20 protein-coding genes are annotated in these 22,959 nt (G+C 57.6%); 5 read left to right on the plus strand and 15 right to left on the minus strand.

Annotation, left to right across the window (positions count from 1 at the left end; genetic code table 11):
- The first annotated feature begins 92 nt into the window (after positions 1-92).
- Together HER32_RS07510 and HER32_RS07515 are read left to right on the plus strand one after the other, a co-directional pair.
- Positions 93-611: a hypothetical protein gene (locus HER32_RS07510; RefSeq protein WP_168681446.1), complete on the plus strand. Its 519-nt coding sequence runs from the start codon at positions 93-95 to the stop codon at positions 609-611.
- A 39-nt stretch (positions 612-650) separates the two neighbouring features.
- Entirely contained in the window at positions 651-2,099 is a 1,449-nt protein-coding gene (locus tag HER32_RS07515) for a S41 family peptidase (RefSeq protein WP_168681447.1), read from the plus strand.
- Positions 2,100-2,221: 122 nt separating this feature from the next.
- Here the strand turns inward: HER32_RS07515 and HER32_RS07520 are convergent, their stop codons facing one another.
- From HER32_RS07520 to dapF, 15 genes are all read right to left on the minus strand, one after another.
- Positions 2,222-3,820, minus strand: coding sequence for an aldehyde dehydrogenase family protein (locus HER32_RS07520; RefSeq protein WP_149070972.1), 1,599 nt, complete (start codon positions 3,818-3,820; stop codon positions 2,222-2,224).
- A gap of 148 nt (positions 3,821-3,968) precedes the next feature.
- Positions 3,969-5,477: a Do family serine endopeptidase gene (locus tag HER32_RS07525; protein WP_232066426.1), complete on the minus strand. Its 1,509-nt coding sequence runs from the start codon at positions 5,475-5,477 to the stop codon at positions 3,969-3,971.
- Between the two features lie 198 nt (positions 5,478-5,675).
- Positions 5,676-6,122, minus strand: coding sequence for an Hsp20/alpha crystallin family protein (locus tag HER32_RS07530; protein WP_149070973.1), 447 nt, complete (start codon positions 6,120-6,122; stop codon positions 5,676-5,678).
- Positions 6,123-7,354: 1,232 nt separating this feature from the next.
- Positions 7,355-7,750, minus strand: coding sequence for a hypothetical protein (locus HER32_RS07535; RefSeq protein WP_168681448.1), 396 nt, complete (start codon positions 7,748-7,750; stop codon positions 7,355-7,357).
- Positions 7,751-7,795: 45 nt separating this feature from the next.
- Positions 7,796-8,683 (minus strand): hypothetical protein, encoded by an 888-nt coding sequence (locus HER32_RS07540; protein ID WP_168681449.1) that lies wholly within the window; start codon positions 8,681-8,683, stop codon positions 7,796-7,798.
- Between the two features lie 112 nt (positions 8,684-8,795).
- Positions 8,796-9,581, minus strand: coding sequence for a hypothetical protein (locus HER32_RS07545; RefSeq protein WP_149069382.1), 786 nt, complete (start codon positions 9,579-9,581; stop codon positions 8,796-8,798).
- Positions 9,574-10,806 (minus strand): M20 family metallopeptidase, encoded by a 1,233-nt coding sequence (locus tag HER32_RS07550; RefSeq protein WP_168681450.1) that lies wholly within the window; start codon positions 10,804-10,806, stop codon positions 9,574-9,576. The genes HER32_RS07545 and HER32_RS07550 overlap by 8 nt, the downstream gene beginning before the upstream one ends.
- A gap of 63 nt (positions 10,807-10,869) precedes the next feature.
- Entirely contained in the window at positions 10,870-11,265 is a 396-nt protein-coding gene (locus HER32_RS07555) for a hypothetical protein (RefSeq protein ID WP_168681451.1), read from the minus strand.
- Between the two features lie 5 nt (positions 11,266-11,270).
- Complete coding sequence (locus tag HER32_RS07560; RefSeq protein WP_168681452.1) at positions 11,271-11,819, minus strand: sporulation protein; 549 nt, start codon at positions 11,817-11,819, stop codon at positions 11,271-11,273.
- Positions 11,797-12,483, minus strand: coding sequence for a deoxyribose-phosphate aldolase (deoC, locus tag HER32_RS07565; protein WP_168681453.1), 687 nt, complete (start codon positions 12,481-12,483; stop codon positions 11,797-11,799). The genes HER32_RS07560 and deoC overlap by 23 nt, the downstream gene beginning before the upstream one ends.
- An 83-nt stretch (positions 12,484-12,566) precedes the next feature.
- Positions 12,567-15,974: a preprotein translocase subunit SecA gene (gene secA / locus HER32_RS07570; RefSeq protein ID WP_168681454.1), complete on the minus strand. Its 3,408-nt coding sequence runs from the start codon at positions 15,972-15,974 to the stop codon at positions 12,567-12,569.
- Positions 15,975-16,210: 236 nt separating this feature from the next.
- Positions 16,211-17,389 (minus strand): UDP-galactopyranose mutase, encoded by a 1,179-nt coding sequence (gene glf, locus HER32_RS20155; RefSeq protein WP_197748881.1) that lies wholly within the window; start codon positions 17,387-17,389, stop codon positions 16,211-16,213.
- A 54-nt stretch (positions 17,390-17,443) separates the two neighbouring features.
- Entirely contained in the window at positions 17,444-18,667 is a 1,224-nt protein-coding gene (locus HER32_RS20160) for a glycosyltransferase family 1 protein (protein ID WP_197748882.1), read from the minus strand.
- Positions 18,668-18,788: 121 nt separating this feature from the next.
- Positions 18,789-19,346 (minus strand): GNAT family N-acetyltransferase, encoded by a 558-nt coding sequence (locus tag HER32_RS07580; RefSeq protein ID WP_168681455.1) that lies wholly within the window; start codon positions 19,344-19,346, stop codon positions 18,789-18,791.
- A gap of 3 nt (positions 19,347-19,349) precedes the next feature.
- Positions 19,350-20,144, minus strand: coding sequence for a diaminopimelate epimerase (gene dapF / locus HER32_RS07585; RefSeq protein WP_168681456.1), 795 nt, complete (start codon positions 20,142-20,144; stop codon positions 19,350-19,352).
- Between the two features lie 437 nt (positions 20,145-20,581).
- Between dapF and HER32_RS07590 the strand changes: the two genes are divergently transcribed.
- The 3 genes from HER32_RS07590 (at position 20,582) to HER32_RS07600 (ending at position 22,947) form a co-directional block, all read left to right on the plus strand.
- Entirely contained in the window at positions 20,582-21,466 is an 885-nt protein-coding gene (locus HER32_RS07590) for a class I SAM-dependent methyltransferase (RefSeq protein ID WP_149069391.1), read from the plus strand.
- Positions 21,467-21,571: 105 nt separating this feature from the next.
- A complete protein-coding gene (locus HER32_RS07595) occupies positions 21,572-21,997 on the plus strand; it encodes a GNAT family N-acetyltransferase (RefSeq protein WP_168681457.1) in 426 nt (141 codons plus the stop codon).
- Positions 21,994-22,947, plus strand: coding sequence for a phosphatase (locus HER32_RS07600; RefSeq protein WP_168681458.1), 954 nt, complete (start codon positions 21,994-21,996; stop codon positions 22,945-22,947). Before HER32_RS07595 ends, HER32_RS07600 begins: the two co-directional genes overlap by 4 nt.
- Positions 22,948-22,959 lie beyond the last annotated feature (12 nt).

Below are 22,959 nucleotides of genomic sequence, written 5' to 3' on the forward strand. Positions count from 1 at the left end.
CTAGGGTTGCACCGTGCTAGTACAGCTTGGCGGGGCCTTGCTAGCTTTGTTGGGCCGCCTTCATCCCCGATTCCTTAAGTATTTTCGGCGCCATGAAGTTTCGACTGTTTTGCCTTTGTGCTTTGGTCCTTTCGGCCTGCAAGTCCAACGATTCATCTCCGACCATTGACTTCGGCCCGTATGGCGGCATCTCCATGCGCGACGTTAATAACTCTTCCATGTCGACCCCAGACCCCACCGACTGGACGCTGGACGGCCGGTGGAATGCGCAGGAGCGCAGCCTTTTCCACGATCTGGGCATTGACCTGAACGCTACCGCTACCGGCACCGTCCCCTATATGAGTGCTTACCCCAACCCTGCTACTACGCAGACTACCTTTCATTACGGCACGCCAGTGGCCGTTACCTGCAGCTTTGTGGTGGTAGATGAAAAGTACGCCGTGGTAGCACCGCGCCAGGATTTTACAACGCCCAGCCGCAGTTTTTCCACTCAGTTGGATATCAGCGGCAGCGCGTTCCGGCAAGGCCAGCGCTACCGCTTCTACTATGTGTTCCGCAATGGCTCCGCGCTTTATTATAAAGGCCACGGGGACATTCAAATTGGTATGTAACACGCCGCTTTTCCTAGCCCCAACTTCTCTATTACCCGTATGAAGCACGCTTGCTGGTTCCTGCTTTGTCTTCTACTGGCAGCCCCGGCGGTCCGGGGCCAGTCCTGCGCCTGTCCCCAGAGCCTGACGCGCCTGAGCGAGCTGCTCAAGCGCAACTATGCCGGCTACGCCGACAAGCTCACGCCCCGCACCGCAGCCGCACACCAGCAGCTCTTCGAACAGCTGCAGGCCCAGGCCGCCCGGGCAACCGGGGAAGCGGCCTGCGTAGCGGTGCTGAAAAAGTACCTGCGCTTCTGGGCCGACGACCACCTCTACCTCACGGGCGCGGCGGCCGCGCCCGGTGCCGCGCCGCCGGCCGTTTATCCGCTCGACAAGCCCCGAGCTCAAGCCTATTTTGAAGCCAACCAAACCAGACTCCATCCCGTGGAAGGCTTCTGGACCATCGATGATGCCTACCAGCTGGCCATTGTGCGCCGCCCGACTAAACCGCGCAACACGTTTGTGGGCGTGGTGATGGAGGTAAAGAACCCGGCCTGGAAACCCGGCATGGTGAAGCTGACACTCCGCCCCGCGGGGGGTGGCTACTACGACCTGCGCTACACGGCCGGCGACTTTAGCACCGACTCTACCCAGGCTGTGCTACAGGCCAACGTGCTCGACGTTTTCCGCGTCGGGCAGCTGCAGAAAACCTACCCGACGGCCCCGCCCCCATCTGCTGCTGTCCGCTACGTGTCGCCCTTCCCCCAATCAGCCGTGGAATTCCGGTTTCCCGATGACAGTACGGCAGTGCTAATGCTGCAGAGCTTCGACGTTGCCAACAAAACCCTTGTGGATAGCATGCTCACCCACCACCAGGCAGCCCTGCGGGCGCGGCCCAACTGGATTATTGACGTGCGCCACAACGCCGGTGGGGGCACCAGCACATACGCGGGGCTACTCCCTTACCTAGCCACGGGCCCCATCGTGCGCAGCGGCAGCCGCTACCGTCTCTCCCCCGACAACGTGCGCAACTACGAAGGCCTGCTTGCCCTACCCCTGCCCCCACCCGTCAAGGCGTTCTTCGACCGCATGGTTGCGCAGGGCAAGGCCCAGCCCGATACCTGGGCCGAAGAGTCCGGTGACACGCTCCGGTTTGCCACGGTTCAGCCCAATCCCAGGCGCGTGGCCATCCTCGCCAACCGGCAAACGTTCAGCTCGGCCGAAATTCTGCTGCTCGATGCCCGCCAAAGCCGGAAAGTGACCTTATTCGGGGAAAATTCGGGTGGCGTGGTGGACTATGGCGACGGCACCCGCCACGCCCTGTCCTGCGACGGACTGGAAGTATCCATTCCCGTTAGGCGCAGTAACTATCTTGATTCGGTGCGCTACGACGGCGCGGGCATAGCCCCCGACGTGCGCATTCCCGCCACGGAGCGGGACTGGCAGGGATTCGTGCGCCGGTACTGGCACAACATGCCGGGCGCGCGCCCACGGGCTCCTAAACGCTGAGCCAAAACGCCGTTTGGGTGGCGCACAAAAAAGCCCGCGGCCAGCCGCGGGCTTTTTTGTGCGCCACCCAAACGGCGCTTTTCATGTACTCCGACCAACAATGGCGCCCTACATGGCCCCGGCTACACGTCGAATTTAATACCCTGGGCCAGCGGCAGCTGGGTGCTGTAGTTGATGGTGTTGGTCTGGCGGCGCATGTACACGCGCCAGGCATCGGAGCCGGATTCGCGGCCGCCGCCGGTTTCCTTCTCACCACCAAAGGCTCCGCCGATTTCAGCCCCGCTGGTGCCGATGTTCACGTTGGCAATGCCGCAGTCGGACCCGGCGTGGCTGAGGAAGGCCTCGGCTTCGCGCATGTTCACCGTGAAGATGCTCGACGACAGGCCCTGGCGCACGCCATTCTGCGTGTCGATGGCGTTTTCTACGCCGCCGCTGTACTTAATCAGGTACAGAATGGGGGCGAAGGTTTCTTCCTGCACGGTGTGGTATTCGTTGCGGGCTTCTACAATAGCGGGCTTCACGTAGGTACCGGTTTCGTAGCCGGGGCCCGTCAGCACTTCGCCGCCGATGAGCAGCTGGCCACCTTCGGCCTGCACTTCTTCCAGCGCTTTCCGGAAGCTCTGTACGGCGTCCTGGTCAATGAGCGGCCCAACCAGCGTACCTTCCTGCAGCGGGTGGCCGATGGGCAGGTTGGGGTATATTTTGAGCAAACGAGCCTTCACGTCCTCAAAAATCGACTCGTGAATGATGAGACGGCGGGTGGTGGTGCAGCGCTGCCCGGCCGTGCCTACGGCCCCAAACACGATGCCCGGAATGGCAATGCCCAGATCGGCGTGCTCGGTGAGGATGATGGCGTTGTTGCCACCCAGCTCCAGCAGCGCGCGACCCAGACGGGCACCCACCACTTCGCCTACCTTCTTGCCCATGCGGGTGCTGCCCGTGGCCGATACCAGCGGCACGCGCGTGTCAGCCGCCATTTTGGCCCCGATTTCGGCGTCGCCGATGATGAGGTTGAAGATGCCTTCCGGCAGCTCGTTTTCACGGAGTACGTCGCGCAGGATGTGCTGCACGGCTACGGCCGTAAGCGGCGTTTTTTCGGAGGGCTTCCAGATGCAGGTGTCGCCGCACACGGCGGCCAGCATGGCGTTCCAGCTCCACACAGCCACCGGGAAGTTAAAGGCCGAGATGATGCCTACTACGCCCAGCGGGTGGTACTGCTCGTACATGCGGTGCGCAGGCCGCTCGGAGTGCATAGTGAAGCCGTGGAGCTGGCGCGAGAGGCCCACCGCGAAGTCGCAGATATCAATCATTTCCTGCACTTCGCCGAGGCCTTCCTGCAGGATTTTGCCCATTTCGTAGCTCACCAGCTTGCCCAGCGAGTCTTTGTACTCGCGCAGCTTGTTGCCAATCTGGCGCACAATTTCGCCGCGCTTGGGAGCTGGCACCAGCCGCCAGGTTTTAAAGGCTTCCTGGGCTTTCAGCACTACCTGCTCGTAGTCGTCGGTTGTGGCCAGGGCTACGGTCCCGATGGTGCGGCCATCGGCGGTGGAGGTGATGGTGCGGGTGCGGCCGTTTGCGGCGCCGCCCCAGCTCAGGCCGGTGCTCCAGGCAGCGTTGTGGGCTTCAATGCCCAGCTCGCGCAGTACCTGCCGAATGCCGTGGTGGTCGTGGTCCTGCACGTCGGTGCCGGTGGCGGCAGCTTCTTCGAGGGCTTGTTTCATGGGGTGGGAAAGGGATAGGAGTGTTGCAGGCCGGCTGAGCGGGGATTACAAAGAAATCGGGTGATTGTGCAGCCGGGCTTAGGTGGGCAAAGCTACAAAAAAGCCCCCGCCGGACAGGCGGAGGCTTTGAAAATCATCTTGCGCCCGATTACTCGGCCTGGCCGATGGGATAATAGGCTTTCCGCCCGTCGGGGTAGATTCCTTCTACCAAAGCACCCTGGTTGTTTTTGGCCTCTTCGAGGTAGCGTTTCACATCCTGGGGCTTGCTTACCTTGTTCTTGTCGATGCGGGTGATGATGAACCCGTCGCCAATACCGGTTTCGCGGAAGTTAGAGCCGCGCACTCCCGAGATTTTAGCGCCACCTTCCAAGTCAAGCTTGTTCATTTCCTGGCGGCTAAGAGGCATAAACTTGGCCCCTTCGTACTCAATGGAAGCAGAGGTTTCTTCCCGCACCACATCGGTCGTTCCGGTAGCGTTGCGCAGGGTAGCAGAAGCCGTACGCTCTTTCTCATCCCGCAAGTAAGTCACTTTGATTTTGTCGCCGGGGCGGAAACGAGCCACTTGCTCCTGCAGCTGGGAAGACGTGTTCACCTTCACGCCGTTGATTTCGGTGATGATGTCGCCTTCTTTCAGGCCAGCATCGGCAGCGGCGCTGCTTTTGTTCAGGCCCATAATGTATACCCCATTCAGGGTGCTGAGCTTTTTCTCCGAAGCCAGCGTAGCATCTACCTCACGGATGTTTACCCCCAACAGGGCCCGCTGTACTACTTTGTACTTCAGTAGGTCGTCTACCACCTTGCTCACAATGGAGCTTGGCACGGCAAACGAATACCCTTCAAACGAGCCAGACCGCGAAGCAATGGCGGAGTTGATACCAATCAGGTCACCTTTCAGGTTGACCAGGGCCCCACCCGAGTTGCCGGGGTTTACGACGGCATCGGTCTGCAGGAACGACTCCACGCCCATACGGTCCTCACGCTGCAGGATGTTAATGTTGCGGCCCTTAGCGGAGATGATGCCCGCCGTAACGGTTGAGTTTAGGTTGAACGGGTTGCCCACGGCCAGTACCCACTCCCCTACTTTCACGTCGTCGGAGTTGCCATAGCGCACGAAAGGCAGGTTATCGGCCTTCACTTTGAGCAAGGCAAGGTCGGTGGTTGGGTCGGCACCTACCAGCTCCGCCTGGTACTTGCGCTTGTCGTCCAGCACTACCTCAATCTTGTCGGCCTTATCAATCACGTGATTATTCGTGACGATATAGCCATTGGCGGCGATGATAACCCCGGAGCCAGAGCCCATCTGCGGGCCCTGGGAACGGCCGCGCCCCTGGTACTGGTCCAGGTCGTCGCCGAAGAACTGCCGCAGGAACGGGTCCATGCGGATCTGGTCGTTCTGGCTCACTTTGGGGGCGTATTCCGTCATCACGTGCACCACGGCGGGGGTTACGCTGGTAGCCGCCGCCACAAAGTTCAGCCCCTCGGGTACCACGTACTCGGAGCTGCGCAGCTCGCTGGTGTAGCGCACGTTCGGATCAGCTGCCAGGGCCTGGGGGGAGTTCGTCCGTTCGGGCTCCAGGAGCTTATACCCGCCCACGGCCACCGACCCGCCCAGAACGGCGGAAGCCATGAGGCCGAGCATCATTTGTTTGGCTTGCATGGGTTGAAAACTGAGTTTGTTTTATGGAAGAAAAGGAGGTCTAAGATACACATTCCCGCATGAATGCTACATGAACAGCTGCCGCGGCTTTGTAACGTAAGAGGCCGGCTACCTGGTATAAGGTTGCCTACCTATAACCCGTATTTAGCAAAAAAGGCACCAACCAGTAGTGCCTTTTTTGCTAATACTTCAAAAAACCTAGCGCACCTCAATGGTTTGCTTAGTGGTTTTGGCGCTGTCGAAGGGCAATACTACGCGCAGGATGCCGTCGGCCAGCTGGGCATCAATGGCGGCTACGTTCACGGTTTCGGGCAAGCGGAACGTGCGTGAGAACGTGCCGTACCGCGTTTCGATGCGACGCAGCTGCGGGGCGCCTTCCCCTTCCGTAGCCGGCGCTTTCCGCTCCCCACTGATTTCCAGACGGCCTTCCTGAAAGTCTACTTTGAGGTCTTCTTTCGCTACGCCCGGCAAAGCGAGGTGCAGCTCAAAGCCTTGGGCAGTTTCCAGCACGTCGGCCTGCGGGACGAAGGAGGCAGACGGCTTGGCGGCGGGCTGCACACTATCGCGCAGTACTTCGCTGAGCATAGAGTTGAAGGCGCGGGAAGGACGCAGAGCGGGCAGGTTGTTATACAGAATCGTGGCCATGGTGTGGTACGAGAAAAGTTAGGTTATACATGGAAGCATTGAACTGCTCCCTAGCTAGCTTTTTATCGAATTCTATACCAAGGCTGTGCGCGGCAATAACAAGCGCCATTATGGCACCAACGCCAGTATAAATGACAAACAAGAGCCCAAATTTGAATCAATCATAAACATAATACATTGTCTCAAAGCACATTAATAGAAGTACGCAGCTGTGACATAATGTCACAGCTGCGTATCAGTGTCAGCCTATACCCGGTGCCGAACCAAGAACTAACCATTAACGCGTGTTTGGAATTTTGCACCAGCGCCATTTCCCTACTGCTTTATCTGGCGCCCGCCTGCCGAAGCATCTCCACTGCTTCGGTGAAAAGCCTCACACCAAACAGTGGAGATACTGCGGCTGCGCTTAGCAGGACGTTCTAAAAGTAGGCTTTTACAAAAATCAGACATACTCTCAGCAAACAGATAACCGCGCGTGAGACACGTGCCCGTGTGGTGCTATTCGCAGAGCTACTCAGAATCGCGCGAAACCCTTGTGCGCACCTTTTTGAGGAGCATCTTAACAAAGGGAAACACAATTCCTAGAGGTATAGAATATATAAAATATTTGTAATAGTTATCACCAGTTAGATTATCATAGAATATTAACAAAAATGACGTGAATACCAAAGAGAATAATATCGTATTGAATAATAATAAATACAATTTTTCGTCGGTATTTTTTTCTATATAAATTAAACCAGGAATTAGAAAAATGGAAAGAAAAAAAATAATAACAATAATATAAACAGAAGTATAAATGAAGTTAGATAAAAAATTCATTTCATCCACATAAAACTTTAATTTCAAAAACAATGAGCATACGAAGCACCAAAGCACTGCAGAAGAACATAGTACTAGCAGATTTTTTGAAAATTCTTTCATCTCAAGGGCATGTAAGCGTTGAAAGCGGAATTTTATTGTTAATCGCATACATTACTGGGGCATAGTACGGCCTATTCCGAATACTTGGTCGAACTATTGCTTTTACCCCGCTTGCATTCAAACTATTTGCTATCCTATTCATAGTACCATTCCACAAGGCATCTCCTTTAGCAAATTGCAAATATTCACCATTATTGGCTATTTTGACTATATACCCCAGCACAGCATCTAACTCGCCCGTTATTCTATCAGCTCCTTGAGTATAGAATTCGTAGGTACCATCAGCGTTTTTACGGCACCCAAATGTTCTATTTTCCAGTTACGGGATGTTGATAATTATATGGATCTTGGATTGTGGTAAAGGTCCAATAAGCATCGTTTACAGTAGTGTTGTATTCACTGACAATGACTGAACCTCTATCCATGGGGATGCCAATTGACAGTATAGACCCTATAGGATTATTCGCCCATAAGAAAGCATTGTTAGCCGGCGCATAAGGATGAGGCTGGAACACTGTACCGGTATATGTATTCAAATTAGTTCTTACCTCATTCATAAACTGCACCGGCGTCATCATCCGCCCATTTACAATAGGCAGCTTATCCATTTTAACAGAAAATCTATCCAGATTAATTGCCTGACCGCCAGCATTTATTAAATCCTGAACTTTCCAATCAATAATATTTCTGTCAATAGTTGACATAGCCCTCAATTTATCATATACTATCTGAGGAGGGTATAGAGTAATCTATTTTTTCCAAGTATCGTTAAGACCAGGGCAAGGACCGAAAAACGCTGTTCGGTTTGCCATCAATTCAACATAAAGATATTCGCGGTAAGTTGCTACAGGGTCGGGCGCGGGCTGTGACGGAACTCCAGGATTATAAGGATTGGGATTGTATGGATCAGAGGGATATGGATTATATGAACTGGTAGGTGTACATACAGGCTCGATTATCGTTTGAACCTGCGTCCAATGACCGCATATAAACGTATCCTCTGGGTAGTAGCACCCATCCACTCCTGATGTCTGAATATAGTTTGAACCTGTGCCACACGTGCTTTCGTTAGTCCAGTAGCACGTCCAGTTATTTACACAACCAGCTGTTAAGGCTTTTTCTGTATTTTTAACCCTATCTTTTTTTTTACCATTTTCAATTATCTCCACATATAGCTTATCAGTATGTAGCTCTTTAATTAGACGTGTGCCAGAGTATGGCTTACCTTTAATGTACCCTTTCGCATCCAAAAAAGTCTGTACGCTAAATTCCATTGGCGAAACCATTTTAACTGCCAGGAATTTATTGGTTCTGATGAAATTTACTGGCTGCCCTTGCTTCTCTGCTTTGAGAGGAATGTAATAGAATAGTACGGAATCGGGGTAAAGCTTAGCGTACCCTTTATTCCAGACCGGGCGCCAATGAATCCCTAGCGCAGTTGCGTCCTGAATCTTATCATGAAGAGCTGATTCATCAAAAGTTGTCCTAATCAACTCAATTGCTTGGTCATTTTTTGCCTGCTTCGCCAAGCTCAGAGCTTTGTTTACTTGAACATATTGTTCCTGCTCAAATACTTTCTTTTCACAGCTTACTAAGCCTAATAGCAGCACACTGTACGCAAACAGTTTTTTTACCATTTTTTCTATATTTAATAAAATTCGTTACAAATAAACGTTGGGACTGCAACTTATGCAAATGAATACAGCCTAAGCTCTAAAAAAATGTATTTCCCTTAATATCAACCTCTTACTAGTGCTGCGTGGGAAGCTGGCGCCGCTCGAAAACCCGGATTCCCTGGAAAACGGTAAGCCGCAAGTCTAAGCCCAGCACGGGCGTGCGAAAATTGCGGGGGCCGCCGGGAATGGGGTTACCCTCCTCGTCGGTCTGGCCCAATACCAGTTGGTAGGCAGTAGCATAGCCGGCCCAGGGCGTCAAGTCGAGCCAGTCGGTCAGGCGCAGGCCTACTTCGCCGCGCGCCAGGCCAAAATCAATGAAGCGTTCCTTGGGCTCGTCTTCCGCCCGCTGCAGGCGCAGGTAGGCGGTCATTTCGTAGGACAGGCGCGGGCGGATGCGCACACTCCGGCCAATCTGAAAAGCCCGTTCCACGTCGAGACGCAGGCGGGTGCTGGCCCGGTTCTGGTCCGCGGCTTCCGCAAACCGGTACTCCGCGCTCAGGCGCTGGCCCACGGTGAAGCCACCCAGGTCGCCGCGGTGGCGCAGAAACCCTTCCGGGGTGAAGGCGCCGGCATCTTCCACGCGCTGGTAGCGCGCCGTGCCGCCGAGGCTCCACTGAGAATTCCAGAAATGCTCGTAGCCTACCTGCAGCTGTTTGCCATAGAATCCCGCCGGGTTAGCAATGGCGGCATCGGTGGTACGCTGGCCGCGTAAGCCTACAAACGCGTAGTCGCCGCTTTGGAGGGCATATTCTACCTGAGCTTCGGGCCAGAGCTCCAGCTCGTAGCGAATGTGCTTCTGCGCCTGGGCGGTGCCGGCAGCCAGCAGCGTGGTAGCTCCAAGTACAATAGATTTATGCATGGGCGGCTTCGGAATGAGTGACGGTGACGGGTTCCAGCGAGGCTAGCTCCTTTAGGGCCAGCCAGGCCATCAGCCCCGGTCCTACCTCCAGGGCGTGGGCGTCCACGTCGAAGGTAGGTGTGTGCACGGAGGAGGCGTGGCGGCCATCGGCCGCCCGGGTACCCAACCGGTAGAAACAGGCACTGGTGGCTTGGGAGAAATAGGCGAAATCCTCGGCCGCCATCCACTGGTCGAGCTCAATAACGTTTTCCGCGCCCAGATATTCTTCTGCCGCCGCGCGGACGCGGGCCGTGAGCTGGGGCTCGTTTTCCAGGTAGGGGTAGCCCCGGCGGATTTCCAGCTCACAAACGGCCCCCATAGAGTCGGCCAGCCCCTCGCATAGGCGGCGCAGGTGCTGGTGGGCCTCCTCCCGCCACTGCTCATTGAGCGTGCGGAAAGTGCCTTCGATATACACCTCGTTGGGAATGACGTTGGTGGCGCCGTTGGCAATAACCTTCCCAAACGACAGCACAGAAGGCAGCTTCGGATTGGCCCGCCGGCTCACCAGCTGCTGCGCGGCCACAATAAGGTGAGCAGCCACCAGCACCGGGTCGAGGTTCATTTCGGGCATGGCGCCGTGGCCGCCTTTGCCACGCACCGTCAGGTACAACTCGTCGGTGCTGGCCATGTACCGGCCGGGCCGGATGCCAATCTGCCCAGCCGGCAACATCGGGAATACGTGCTGGCCCAGTACGCTGGCGGGCGCCGGGTTTTCCAATACCCCTTCCTGAATCATGAGGGAAGCACCGCCGGGCAGCAATTCCTCGCCGGGCTGAAAGATAAGCTTCACGGTTCCCTCAAACTCGTCGCGCAGCTGGGTGAGCAGGCGCGCCACGCCCAGCAGCGACGAAGTATGCACATCGTGGCCGCAGGCGTGCATGACGCCGGGGTTGGTTGATTTGTAGGACACCTCGTTCTGCTCCTGAATGGGCAGGGCGTCCATGTCGGCGCGCAGGGCTACCACGCGGCTGCCCGGGTTGCGGCCTTCAACCAGTGCCACGACTCCGGTTGTGGCCATGGGCTGCGGATCGAGCCCGAGGCGGCGCAGCTGCTCCGTAACGAAGGCGGCGGTGTTGAACTCCTGAAACGACAGCTCCGGGTGCGCGTGCAGATGCTGACGCAGGGCTACAGTTTCGGCGGCGGCTTCGGCAGCCAGCTCTTTCAGGCGAGGAAGAAGGTGTTGCATAACAATGCAAGGTAAGAAGCGGGCCCACTTGCGCATACCTGCCACCTAAAAAAGCAGCGGTGCTTACTCGAATAATACGCTCAGGTGAGGCTTGACAGTGAGCAACATGGGACGCCCCAGGATGTTCGGACTGAAGGCAGCCTCCAATTGCTCCTCGGTAGCCAACAGGCGGCTTACCACCAGACAATCGGCAAATTCCAGGTACTCGCCTCGCTTATCATTGTTGTAGCGAATCCGACCGCGCACGGCTACCGTCATATCCAGCAGAATGGCTTTGGTCAGGGTGTCGAACAACGTCAGGTCTACCATGCCGTGCTCCGGCCACAACGACACCCGCAGTTGTAGTGCGCCCTGCTGCACCCGGTAGCGGAAGCTGCCGTTCTCGCCAGCGGTGGGTATACCTTCCAGCCCTTGCAACAAGTCCAGCTCATCCCACTGCAATTGCCGCAACGTAGACATCGCGCTTAGAAAGCGGTTTTGTTTAGAAGCACCTGCGCTGGTTGTAGCTCAGCTTTGGGAGCCAGTGGCCGAATACGTAGCATGGCGGCTTCGGCTTCCAACCGGGTAAGGTAGTCGCCAATCCAGAGGCGGTAGAGGGGCTGCTTGAAAGTAATGTAGTCCGTTTCTTCAGGGTAACGGCTGATAACTTCGCGGCGGATGCTCATGGCCTGCTCCCGCTCCATGCCCACGTAGGCTAGGATGCGGAAGCCCTGGGCATATTTCACGTTTTGATTGGTGAAGGCCTGGTCGCGGAGGCGCTGCTCCACTTGGGCATTTACGTGGTTTACCGGCGCCACGGTAGCAGCGGCTTTCGGAGGCAAGGCTGCGGCGGGTTTGGGGGCGTTGAACACGGGCCGGTAGCGGCTTAAGTCCTCCGCGGGCAACGCAGTGGTGGTAGCCTGGCGGGTCGTGTCAGGTACGGTGGTAGAAGCAGCCGGTGCCGAAGCAGCGCAGGCCCCTAACGAGAAAAGAACAGAAAGCAACAGCACGTTACGAAGTAGCAGAAGTTTCATCGGCAGGAAGCAGCAAAGCTATACTATTGGAAGAGCCCAACCGGTCGGCCCCGGCGGCTACTAAGGCCAGGGCCGCCTCGCGTGTGCGGATGCCGCCCGAGGCTTTAATACGGATATGCGCCGGCAGGTGGCGGCGCATCAGCTCAATATCGGCGACGGAAGCACCCCGATTGGCAAAACCCGTGGAGGTTTTCACGAAGTCGGCCCCAGCTTCGGTACACAGCTGGCAGGCCTGAATGATTTCTTCCTCCGTCAGCAGGGCCGTTTCAATAATCACCTTCAGGATAGCCTGCTTGAAGTGACACAGCTCCGCCAACTCCCCTACTTCATCCTCTACCTCACTCAGCCGGCCAGATTTAAAGGCGGCCACATTCAATACCATATCCACTTCCTTGGCCCCGTCGTTTAGGGCTTGGTGGGCTTCAAAGAACTTCACTTTCGCGAGTTGATAGCCTAGCGGAAAACCCACTACAGTACACACGGGCACCCCGGAGCCATGCAGTTCTTCTACGGCCTGACGGACGTAGCAAGGCGGCACACACACCGAGGCAAACTTATACTGGGCCGCTTCGGCGCAAAGCTGGGCAATCTGTTCCCGGGTGGCGTCGGGGCGGAGTAGGGTATGATCGATGCGAGCGGCTAAGTCGGGGGCAGCAGTGGGCATACGCAGCACGGAAAGGGTGGGGAAACAGCAGTGGCAGGCGAAACTCACCTGCCACTGGCTAATACTACAAAGACGCGGGAAGTTTAGTCGATGATGACGGCGCGGTTATTCACCACGTCTTCCTCCACGCTCTTGTATTTCACATCACGCACGATGCGGCCGTCCATGTACTGCACGCTCACCCGGTCGTTGCGGTTGGCTACTTTCTGGGAGCGGGCGGGCGTTTGCTTTTCTAGCACCTGAGGCTGCTGCCCGGCCTGCTCCAGGTCCTCGGGGCCAGCGCCCAGCGAAGCCGACGAAACCTCTTTTTCGGCGCGCAGCTTGGGCTGGGGTGCAGCCTGCGGGATTTCGTCTTCCACATAGAACTCGGGCTCCTCGATACCAGCGTCGCCGGCCTGCATGGGAATATCGGCGCGGAACAGGAAGTGTACCGTTTCCTCGTTCACTTTCGCAATCATGCGCTTGAACAGCTCAAACGACTCGAACTTGTAAATCAGCAGCGGGTCTTTCTGCTCGTACACAGCGTTCTGCACCACCTGCTTCAGGTCGTCCATGGCGCGCAGGTGCTTGGTCCAGGCTTCGTCGATAACGGCAAGCGTCACCACCTTCTCCATGCCCCGGATGAGCTCCTGGCCGTTGGTGGCCTGAGCGCGGCGCAGGTTCACTACCGACTGTACTTGCTTGCGCCCGTCGGTGAAGGGCACGGCAATGTTTTCGAAAGGCGCGTTTTGGGCAATCAGGTCGTTGATGAGCGGCATAGAATGCTCACCAATGACGTTGCTCTTGTCCTCGTAGTAGCCGAGTGCCTCGTCGTAGAGCTTCTGCGTGAGCTGGGGCGCCGGCATGCTGCTCAGCTCCTGGGCCGTGAGGTGGGTATCGTAGCTGAACAAGCGGATAACGGCCAGCTTGAAGTCCTCGAAGTCGTTGGAGGATTTGTGGGCCGCTACGATGTCTTCGCAGACGTCGTAAATCATGTTCCACACGTCCAGCTCCAGCCGCTCGCCAAACAGGGCATTGCGGCGGCGCTTGTACACCACTTCGCGCTGGGCGTTCATTACGTCGTCGTACTCCAGCAGGCGCTTGCGGATGCCGAAGTTGTTTTCCTCGACCTTCTTCTGGGCGCGCTCAATAGAGCTCGTAATCATGGAGTGCTGGATTACTTCCCCTTCTTCCAGACCCATCCGGTCCATCAGCTTGGCAATACGCTCCGAGCCGAACAGACGCATCAGGTTGTCTTCCAAGCTCACGAAGAACTGCGAAGAACCCGGGTCGCCCTGGCGGCCGGCGCGGCCCCGCAGCTGCCGGTCTACGCGGCGGCTTTCGTGGCGCTCCGTGCCAATGATGGCCAGTCCGCCCGATTCTTTGGCGGTGCCGCGCAGCTTGATGTCGGTACCACGACCAGCCATGTTGGTGGCAATGGTCACGGTGCCGGGGTGACCAGCAGCGGCCACAATCTCGGCTTCGCGCTGGTTTTGCTTAGCGTTCAGGACCTGATGCGGGATGTTGCGCAGCTTGAGCATACGGCTCACCAGCTCCGAAATTTCCACCGACGTGGTACCTACCAGCACCGGACGGCCGGCTTTCACCAGCGTCTGGATTTCCTCGGCCACGGCGTTATACTTCTCGCGCACCGTCTTATATACCTTATCGTGCTCGTCCTTGCGCGAAATGCCGCGGTTAGTCGGAATCACGACTACGTCGAGCTTGTAGATTTCCCAGAACTCGCCGGCTTCCGTTTCGGCCGTACCCGTCATGCCGCCCAGCTTGTGGTACATGCGGAAGTAGTTCTGCAGCGTTACGGTAGCGTAGGTCTGGGTGGCGTCTTCCACGCGCACGTTTTCCTTGGCTTCAATAGCCTGGTGCAGTCCGTCGGAATAGCGGCGGCCTTCCATCACACGACCGGTCTGCTCATCCACGATTTTTACCTTGCCGTCATCGGTCAGGATGTACTGGTCGTCGCGCTCAAACAGGGTGTAGGCTTTCAGCAGCTGGTTCACGGTGTGCACCCGCTCCGATTTCTCCTGGTAGTCGTTGATGACCTTTTCCTTCTGGTGCAGCTTATCTTCTTCCGAAATGACGGCGCTTTTCTCAATGGCCGCAATTTCAGACCCAATGTCGGGCATGATGAACAGGTGCGGGTCTTCGCCCTGGGCCGTAATCAGGTCAATGCCTTTTTCAGTCAGCTCAATCTGGTTGTTCTTCTCGTCAATTGTGAAGAACAGGGGCTTGTCGGCCTCCGGCATCTGACGGGAGTTATCCTGCATGTAGTAGTTTTCTACTTTCTGCAGCACGGCGCGCATGCCAGTTTCCGAGAGGAACTTGATGAGCGGCTTGCTCTTGGGCAGGCCGCGGTAGGCGCGGAACAGCATCAGGCCACCCTCCCCTTCTTTGGGGCCGTCGTTGCCTTCTTTAATAAGCTTGCGCGCCTGCACCAGGTAATCCTGTACCTGCTTTTTCTGCTCGTTCACCAGCCGCTCGATGCGGGGCTTCAGGATATGAAACTCATGTACGTCGCCGCGGGGCACCGGGCCCGAGATGATGAGCGGGGTACGGGCGTCATCGATCAGTACGGAGTCCACTTCGTCGACCATGGCGTAGTGGTGCTTGCGCTGCACTAGCTCCCCGGTTTCGCGGGCCATGTTGTCGCGCAGGTAGTCGAAGCCGAATTCGTTGTTGGTGCCGTAGGTGATGTCGGCCAGGTAGGCTTTGCGGCGGGCATCGGTGTTGGGCTGGTGCTTGTCGATGCAGTCAACGGTGATGCCGTGGAACTCGAACAAGGGGGCATTCCACTCGGAGTCACGCTTAGCCAGGTAGTCGTTCACCGTTACCAGGTGCACGCCGCGGCGGGCCAGGGCGTTGAGGAAGGCGGGTAGGGTTGATACCAGCGTCTTACCCTCGCCGGTTGCCATTTCAGCAATTTTGCCCTGGTGCAGCACCACGCCGCCAATCAGCTGCACGTCGTAGTGTACCATGTCCCAGGTGATTTCAGCCCCGCCGGCCAGCCATTTGTTGCTCCAGATAGCCTGGTCGCCCTGAATGGTCACGTTGCTCTTGCGGCGGGCAATTTCCCGGTCAAAATCCGTAGCGGTAACTACCAGCTGGCCGTTTTCCTTGTAGCGGCGGGCGGTTTCCTTCACCGTGGCGAAGGCGGCAGGCAGCACCTCCATCAGCACCACTTCCAGGTCCTTGTTGCGCTGCTTTTCGAGGGTATCAATCTGGTCGAAGATTTTCTCCTTCTCCACAATGTCCAGATTGGGCTCGTCGGTGATGCGCTGGTGCAAGGCGCCCAACTGGTCGTCAATGCCCTTTAGCCGTTCGTCAATGCGGGCACGCACGTCGGCAGAGTGTTGGCGGAGCTGGTCGTCGGTAAGCGGTGCCAGTTTGGCATATTCGGCGTTGATGAGTGCCACATACGGCAGAATCTCTTTCAAATCCCGCTCGGACTTAGAACCGAACACTTTGGCAACTGCCTTCCCTATGAAATCAAACATGCTGGTAGATATTGACTGAAAACGCCGCAGCGTAACTCAAATTTACGGCGTTTTTCGGGAATCCCTTGAAACGACGAAACCCCAACACCTCAAAGAGTGTGCGGGGTTTCGTTTGAACAGACACATTGGCAATCGAAGAAATGGTTAGCCAATGAAATAGCGGATTTTATGCGCAGTCGGCGCTATTCACGCAGACTGCGCATTCTGCACCTCAAACGCTCTGTTTCACCACTTCACTACTCCTTAGCCGGAGTCCGGGGCAGAATTTTCTCCATGATGGAAGCAGAGCCCGTAATGGGCGGCGTCGTAGCGGCCTTTTCGATGGGCTTGTCGGTGAGCTTTTTGTAGAGGGTCAGGGCCTGCGCTACTACCTGGTCCATGTTGTAGTACTTGTAGGTAGCAAGGCGGCCTACGAAGTGAACATTGGGCGTTTCATCGGCCAGCTTCTTGTACTTGTTGTACAGATCAGCATTTTCCAGACGAGGTACGGGGTAGTACGGGTCACCTTCAGCTTTCGGGTATTCATACACCAGCGCCGTTTTGGGGTGCTTCTGGCCGGTGAGGGCCTTGAACTCGGTGATGCGCGTGTACAGGTTGTCGTTGGGGTAGTTCACGACCGGCGCGGCGAGCTGCTGCTCCACGTTCAGGGTTTCGTGCTTGAACTCCAGGGAGCGGTAAGGCAGCTTGCCGAATTTGAAGTCGAAATACTCATCTACCGGGCCCGTGAAAATCATTTCCTTGAAGGGAATGAAGTCTACTACGTCGTGGTAGTCGGTATTCAGCATAATGCTGATGTTGGGGTGGTCGAGCATCCGCTCGAACATGCGGGTATAACCGTGCAGCGGCATAGCCTGGTACGTGTCGGTGAAGTACCGGTCGTCGCGGTTGGTGCGGGTGGGCACGCGCGAGGTCACCGACTTGTCCAGCTCCGAGGGGTCCATGCCCCACTGCTTGCGGGTGTAGTTCTTGAAGAACTTCTCGTACAGTTCGCGCCCTACTTTGCTTACTACCACGTCTTCCGACGTTTTGATAACCGGCACCTGCTCAGCCACCGACTCAAAGAACTGCTCAACCTCAAAGGAGTTCAGCGACAGGCCATAGAGCCTGTTGATGGTATCGAGGTTGATGGGCATGGGCACCAACTGGCCATCTACCGAGGCCAATACGCGGTGTTCGTAAGGGCGCCAGTCGGTGAAGTTGGATAAGTACTCGAATACGTCCTTCGAGTTGGTGTGAAAGATGTGCGGCCCGTACTTATGTACCAGAATACCTTCCTCATTGTAATGGTCGTAAGCGTTGCCGGCAATGTGGTTGCGCTTATCAATAATGAGTACTTTTTTGTTGCTGCGAGTGGCCAGCCGCTCGGCTAGGACGCTACCGGCAAACCCGGCTCCGACGATGAGATAATCAAACATATGCTAGGGCTTGGGTTGTGGGAAACAGGTCGTTATCAGGTACTAGTACGCAGGTTAGGCCGGCTTGTTGGCAAGGCGCTGCGTCATCAGGTCCACCATTTGCTGCCAAGTGAGGTCCCAGCTGATGGTTTTCAGGTATTCATCGGTGCGGTGGCGCCAGTCGGTATCGGTGTTTTGCGCCAGGGCCCGCTCAATGGCGGTACCGAACGCCTCAGCCGTAGCAGCTATCTGCACTAAGTCCAAGTCGCCGTAGGGCCGTACCACGTCGCGGATGGGCGTGCTTACCACGGGCTTGCCAGCGGCCAGGTACTCCGGTGTTTTGGTCGGCGAAATGAATTTTGTGCTTTCGTTATCGGCGAAAAGCAAGGTGGCCACGTCCCAGCCGCGCAGGTAAGCGGGCAGTTCCTGGTAGTCTTTGCCACCGAGGTAGTGGATATTTTCCGTGCGGGGCAGCAGGGCCGGGTCAATCTTGACCACAGGCCCGATGATAACGAACTGCCACTCGGGATGGGCCGCAGCCAACTCCCCCAGCAGGGCAATATCCAGTCGCTCATCTACCACCCCAAAAAAGCCAATGCGCGGGTGCGCAATACCGGCCTGGTCGGCGGGCTCGGGCATTTCCTGACGGGCCTGCCCGAAGTGGTCTTTATCGATGGAACTGGGGAAGGGATGCGCGTCGGCGTGCTGCAGGCTTTTGGCTTCGTAGAGCGTGTGGCCGCCCGTGAACACCAGATCGGCTTTTCGGAACAGCTCCTGCTCACGCTCCCGCAAGGCCGGAGGCGCAAACTTGAAGGCCGCCAGTTCGTCCATGCAGTCGTACACGGTAAGCACTGGTGCCAGATGACGCGACTTGGCCAGGGCCATGGGCGTGTAGTACCAGAAGATATACTTGTTGAGGCTGGTATCGGCGAAAAAGCGCGTCAGTACGTCGGCCTGGGCTGCATCGGCGGCATCTTCCTGCCCCCGCAGGCGCTGGGGCAAGTGGGCCACCACCACTTTCACGCCGTTTTGCCGGTCTTTTACCTCAATATGCGGCTCAATCAGGTCGTCGTTGTGGAAGAAGGGCTCCTCCACGTAGAAAACCCGGCCCACCTGCGCAAAGCGCGACAACAGGTGCTGGGGGCGCTGCCACACAAAATCCCAGTGCAGGTGCGCGAAACAAACTAAATCGGGAAGGGCAGTAGGTGTAGTACTCGTAGAATTCAGCGCGGATTGGTTGGGCGTTGGCGTCGGGTGAGAGGCGCGCACGGGCGCTTCGACCGAGGTCGTGGATGGCATACAGACGATGATAAAAAGTGAACTGCCGCCCGGACTCCCTGGAATACTACAACACGTTCCGGTAAGCCTTCTAGCTTACGCCCAATTCACTTAAAAGGATACGTTGCGGGAGTTGAAATTTTTAACCCGCCCTTAATCCGCCTGAAACAAGCTCATCTATACTGGAAAACACATATTGGTATTCTACAACATCCTGCCAACCATCCGCCATATGGAGCCATTGACGGCGCACTCCTACCCGTGAAAATCCTATTTTCTCAAACAGCTGCTGACTTGCCCGGTTCCGGGTAGCCACCGAGCAGTAGAGCTGGTGCAGGCGTAGCGTATGCCGGGCATAGGGCAGTAGCAGCTGCAAGGCCGCGTGGGCGTAGCCGTGGCGCCGTGCGGCCGCCAGCACCGTGATGCCCACGCCGGCCCGCTGGTGCAGGGGGCTGAAGTCAAACAAATCGACGGTGCCGACCGCCTGGCCCGTGGCCTGGCTACCAATGACCAGCCGCAGCTGGCGTACCTGATGAAAATCGGCGCCGGCGTGCTCTAGGTACTGGCGTAGCAAGTGGCGCGACACGGGCGCCAGCGTATCGGACACGCCCCACAGGTCGGCGTCGTTTTCCAGGGCGTACAGAAAGTCCAGGTCTTCGGCTTCGAGGGCCCGCAGGAACACCACGTCGTTGCCCAGCATACGCTAAATAGTTACGGTGCCCTCAAACACGCGGGTGGCGGGGCCGCTGAGGTACACCTGCGTGAAAGAGCCATCGGGCCGGGTTTCGAAGGTCACGCGCAGGTCGCCGCCCGGGGTGCGCAGGTGCACGGGGCTGCTGGCCCCGCGCCGCGAAGCCGCCAACGCTACGGCCGTGACGCCAGTACCGCAGGAGAAGGTCTCGTTCTCCACGCCCCGCTCATAGGTGCGCACCTGCCAGGGCTGATCGGGAGCGGTAGGCGCTTCTACGAAGTTGACGTTGGTGCCCCGTTCCCGAAACCGGTCATTGTAACGGATGGCGCGGCCTTCGGCAAACACGTTCAGCTCGGCCAGGGTGCTGGCGGGCAGAAAGCGGACCAGGTGGGGGGAGCCGGTATCCAGAAAAACATCTTCTTCCACGGCCTGCTGCCCCAGCACATCCTGCATGCGCAGGTGCACGGTGCCATCGGCCTGGTCGATGCGCGCTTCGTGCGGACCATCGACGGCCAGAAAGGTGGTGGCCTCCCCTATCACGCCCAGCTGTTGGGCAAATGCCACGGTGCAGCGCCCCCCGTTACCGCACATGGAGCCCAGGTACCCATCGGCGTTGAAGTACACCATCTCAAAGTCGTAGCCATCGAGCAGGCGCAGTAAAATGAGCCCATCAGCTCCAATGCCCAGGCGCCGATCGCAGAGGCGGCGTACCAAGGCGTGGTCTTCGGCGGGAAACTGCCGGGCGCGGTCGTCCACCATCACGAAGTCGTTGCCGGTGCCCTGGTATTTATAGAAGTGAAGCGTCATGACGGGGTTGGTTACTGCCAGGGAAGAGCTTGCGTCCAGCAGCGCGCCGGCTCCCTGGGTTGATTTCGGCCGGTCAGCAAAAGTACACCAGGATGCGCTACCCGCACGGTTTCAGGTGAGGCAGGCTGCCGGGCACGGGCGGCAGCTTCCAAAGATACCCCACTGACCTCGGAGGTCAACCAGACCTTCTTTGAAGCCTTCCGTTGGTCCTCGGAAGACCACCCGATGTCCCCCAAGGACCAACGGAGGGCTTCGGGGGACAACCCGATGTTGCCCGAACCTATCCGTCGGTCATCCGGAAACAACCAGATGTCCTCCGAGGACAACCCGATGCCCCGGGAGGACATCTAGTTGTCCTCCGAGGGTAACTTGAGGTCCTGCGGGGACAACCAGCCAATACGGTGGCGTCCGTTCTTCCCTTCGTTACCTTTGCGGGCATGTACTCCTTCCTGACCACCAGCCCCTGGGCCGATTACGAACTGCTGGACGCCGGCAACTTTGAAAAGCTGGAGCGCTTCGGCCGCTACGTGCTGGCCCGCCCCGAGCCCCAGGCCGTGTGGGACCCCAAGCTGCCGGCCAGCGAGTGGCAGCGGGCCCACGCCTCCTTCACCCGCGAAAAAGGCAGCCAGGAACGGGGCCAATGGAAGCTAAAGCCTGGTATGCCCGAGCAGTGGGTAATTGGCTACGAGCGGCCCGACGGCCTGAAGCTGAAGTTCCGGCTGGGGCTGTCCTCGTTTAAGCACGTGGGCTTGTTTCCCGAGCAGGACCCCAACTGGCAGTTCATCTACGAGCAAACGCGCCAGCGCCGGGCAGCCGTACCCCGGGTACTCAACCTGTTTGCCTACACCGGCGCCGCCACCCTAGCCGCCCGCGCCGCCGGGGCCGACGTGACGCACCTCGACTCCGTAAAACAGGTGAACTTCTGGGCCCGCGACAACATGGAAGCCAGTTCCCTCGACGGGGTGCGCTGGCTGGTAGAAGATGCCTGGAAATACGTGCAGCGCGAGGTAAAGCGCGGCAACAAGTACCAGGGGCTGATTCTGGATCCGCCCGCCTATGGCCGTGGCCCGAATGGCGAAAAGTGGCAGCTGGAAGACCAGCTCAATGAAATGCTCAAGCTCTGCCAGCAGCTGCTCGACCCCGAGGACCACTTTTTCCTCATCAACCTCTACTCCCTGGGTTTCTCGGCCCTGATCCTGGACAACCTCGTGACGGACATCTTCCCGAAAACCCACCTCACCCGCGAAATCGGGGAAATCTACCTGCACGACCAAGCTGCCCGCAAGCTACCCCTGGGCACGTTCTGCCGGTTCGCCAACTAATTCCTGACTTACTCTTGCCTGCAATAGTAAGCTGTTCGCCGGTCCTTGTGTAGCCTTATGTCGCTTTTCTCCATTATAACTCGTGTGCGGTTACCCTCAGAGCCCTTGCCTTGGAAGCTTCTGCTCTTAGCCGACCCAGCTGAGGAACTCGTGCATAGCTACATTCAGGAGAGCCAAGTATACCTAGCAGAATCGGGCAATACCGTTGTGGGTATATGCGTGGTGCAGCCGCAGACCCATGTCCGGGCCGAAATACGCAACCTCGCCGTGGCCCCCAACTGTCAAGGCCGGGGCGTAGGCAAAGCTCTGCTCAAGTATGCAGAAGAACAGGCTCAGCAGCAAGGTATCTGTACTTTGCGGGTGTGTACCGGCAACAGCAGTCTAGGGCCATTGGCTTTGTATCAGAAGTCAGGTTTTGCTATGGTGGATTTACAGCGCCATTTCTTTACTCAGCAGTATCCCGAGCCCATCTGGGAAGATGGAATTCTCTGCCAACATTTACTGGTGCTCGAAAAAGACCTATCCGCATGAACGCACCCCGCCACCGCCGCCTGGCCCTGATTGACATGGGCACCAACACCTTTCACCTGCTGATTGTGGAGCTGCCCGAGCCCCGTCACCAGGAACCGGTGGTTCTGCTGCGTACCAAAGTCGGCGTGAAGCTGGGCGAGGGCGGCATCAGCCGCGGCGAAATTGCCCCGGAGCCATACGCCCGGGCATTGCATACGCTGGCCGCTTTCCAGGAAGAAATTGAGCTGCACCAGGTAACCGAAGTGCGTGCTACGGCCACCAGCGCCATGCGCGTAGCCCGCAACGGCCCGGAGCTGGTGCAGGAAATCTTCGAGCAAACCGGCATCCGGGTAGAAGTTATTCCTGGGGACCGGGAGGCCGAGCTCATTGCCAAAGGCATCCGGCAGGCCGTGCCCCTGGGCCCGGCCACGCATTTGCTCATGGATATTGGCGGCGGCTCGGTCGAATTCATCCTGGCCAACGCCGACTCGATTTTCTGGAAGCAGAGCTTTGAAATTGGGGCCCAACGGCTGTTGGACAAGTTTTTCCACCACGACCCGCTTACTGAGGCCGACATCCAAGCCGAAAAAGCCTACTTGGCCGATGTACTGACGCCCTTGAGTGCCGCAATAGCCACGCACGCACCCGTTGCCCTGGTAGGCGCCAGTGGCACCTTCGATACCCTCTGCGACCTGCAGGCGGCTCGCAACGGCCAGCCCGAACTGGTGGGCAAAGCGGCCCCTGCCACGACTATTTCCGGCGCCAGCTTCCGCGCCAGCTACGAGCAGCTCACCTCCCTCGACCACGCCGGCCGCCTGGCCTTGCCCGGCATGACGCCCCTGCGCGCCGACATGATTGTGGTGGCCTGCGTGCTCATCGATTTCGTGCTCGACACTTACCAGCTGTCCGGCATTACGGCTTCCTCCTACGCGCTGAAGGAAGGGCTGCTGGCCGAGCTGCTGGAAGGGTAGTATGGCAGCAAA

Source organism: Hymenobacter sp. BT18 (assembly GCF_012273015.1).
In the GTDB taxonomy this organism is placed as follows: domain Bacteria; phylum Bacteroidota; class Bacteroidia; order Cytophagales; family Hymenobacteraceae; genus Hymenobacter; species Hymenobacter lutimineralis.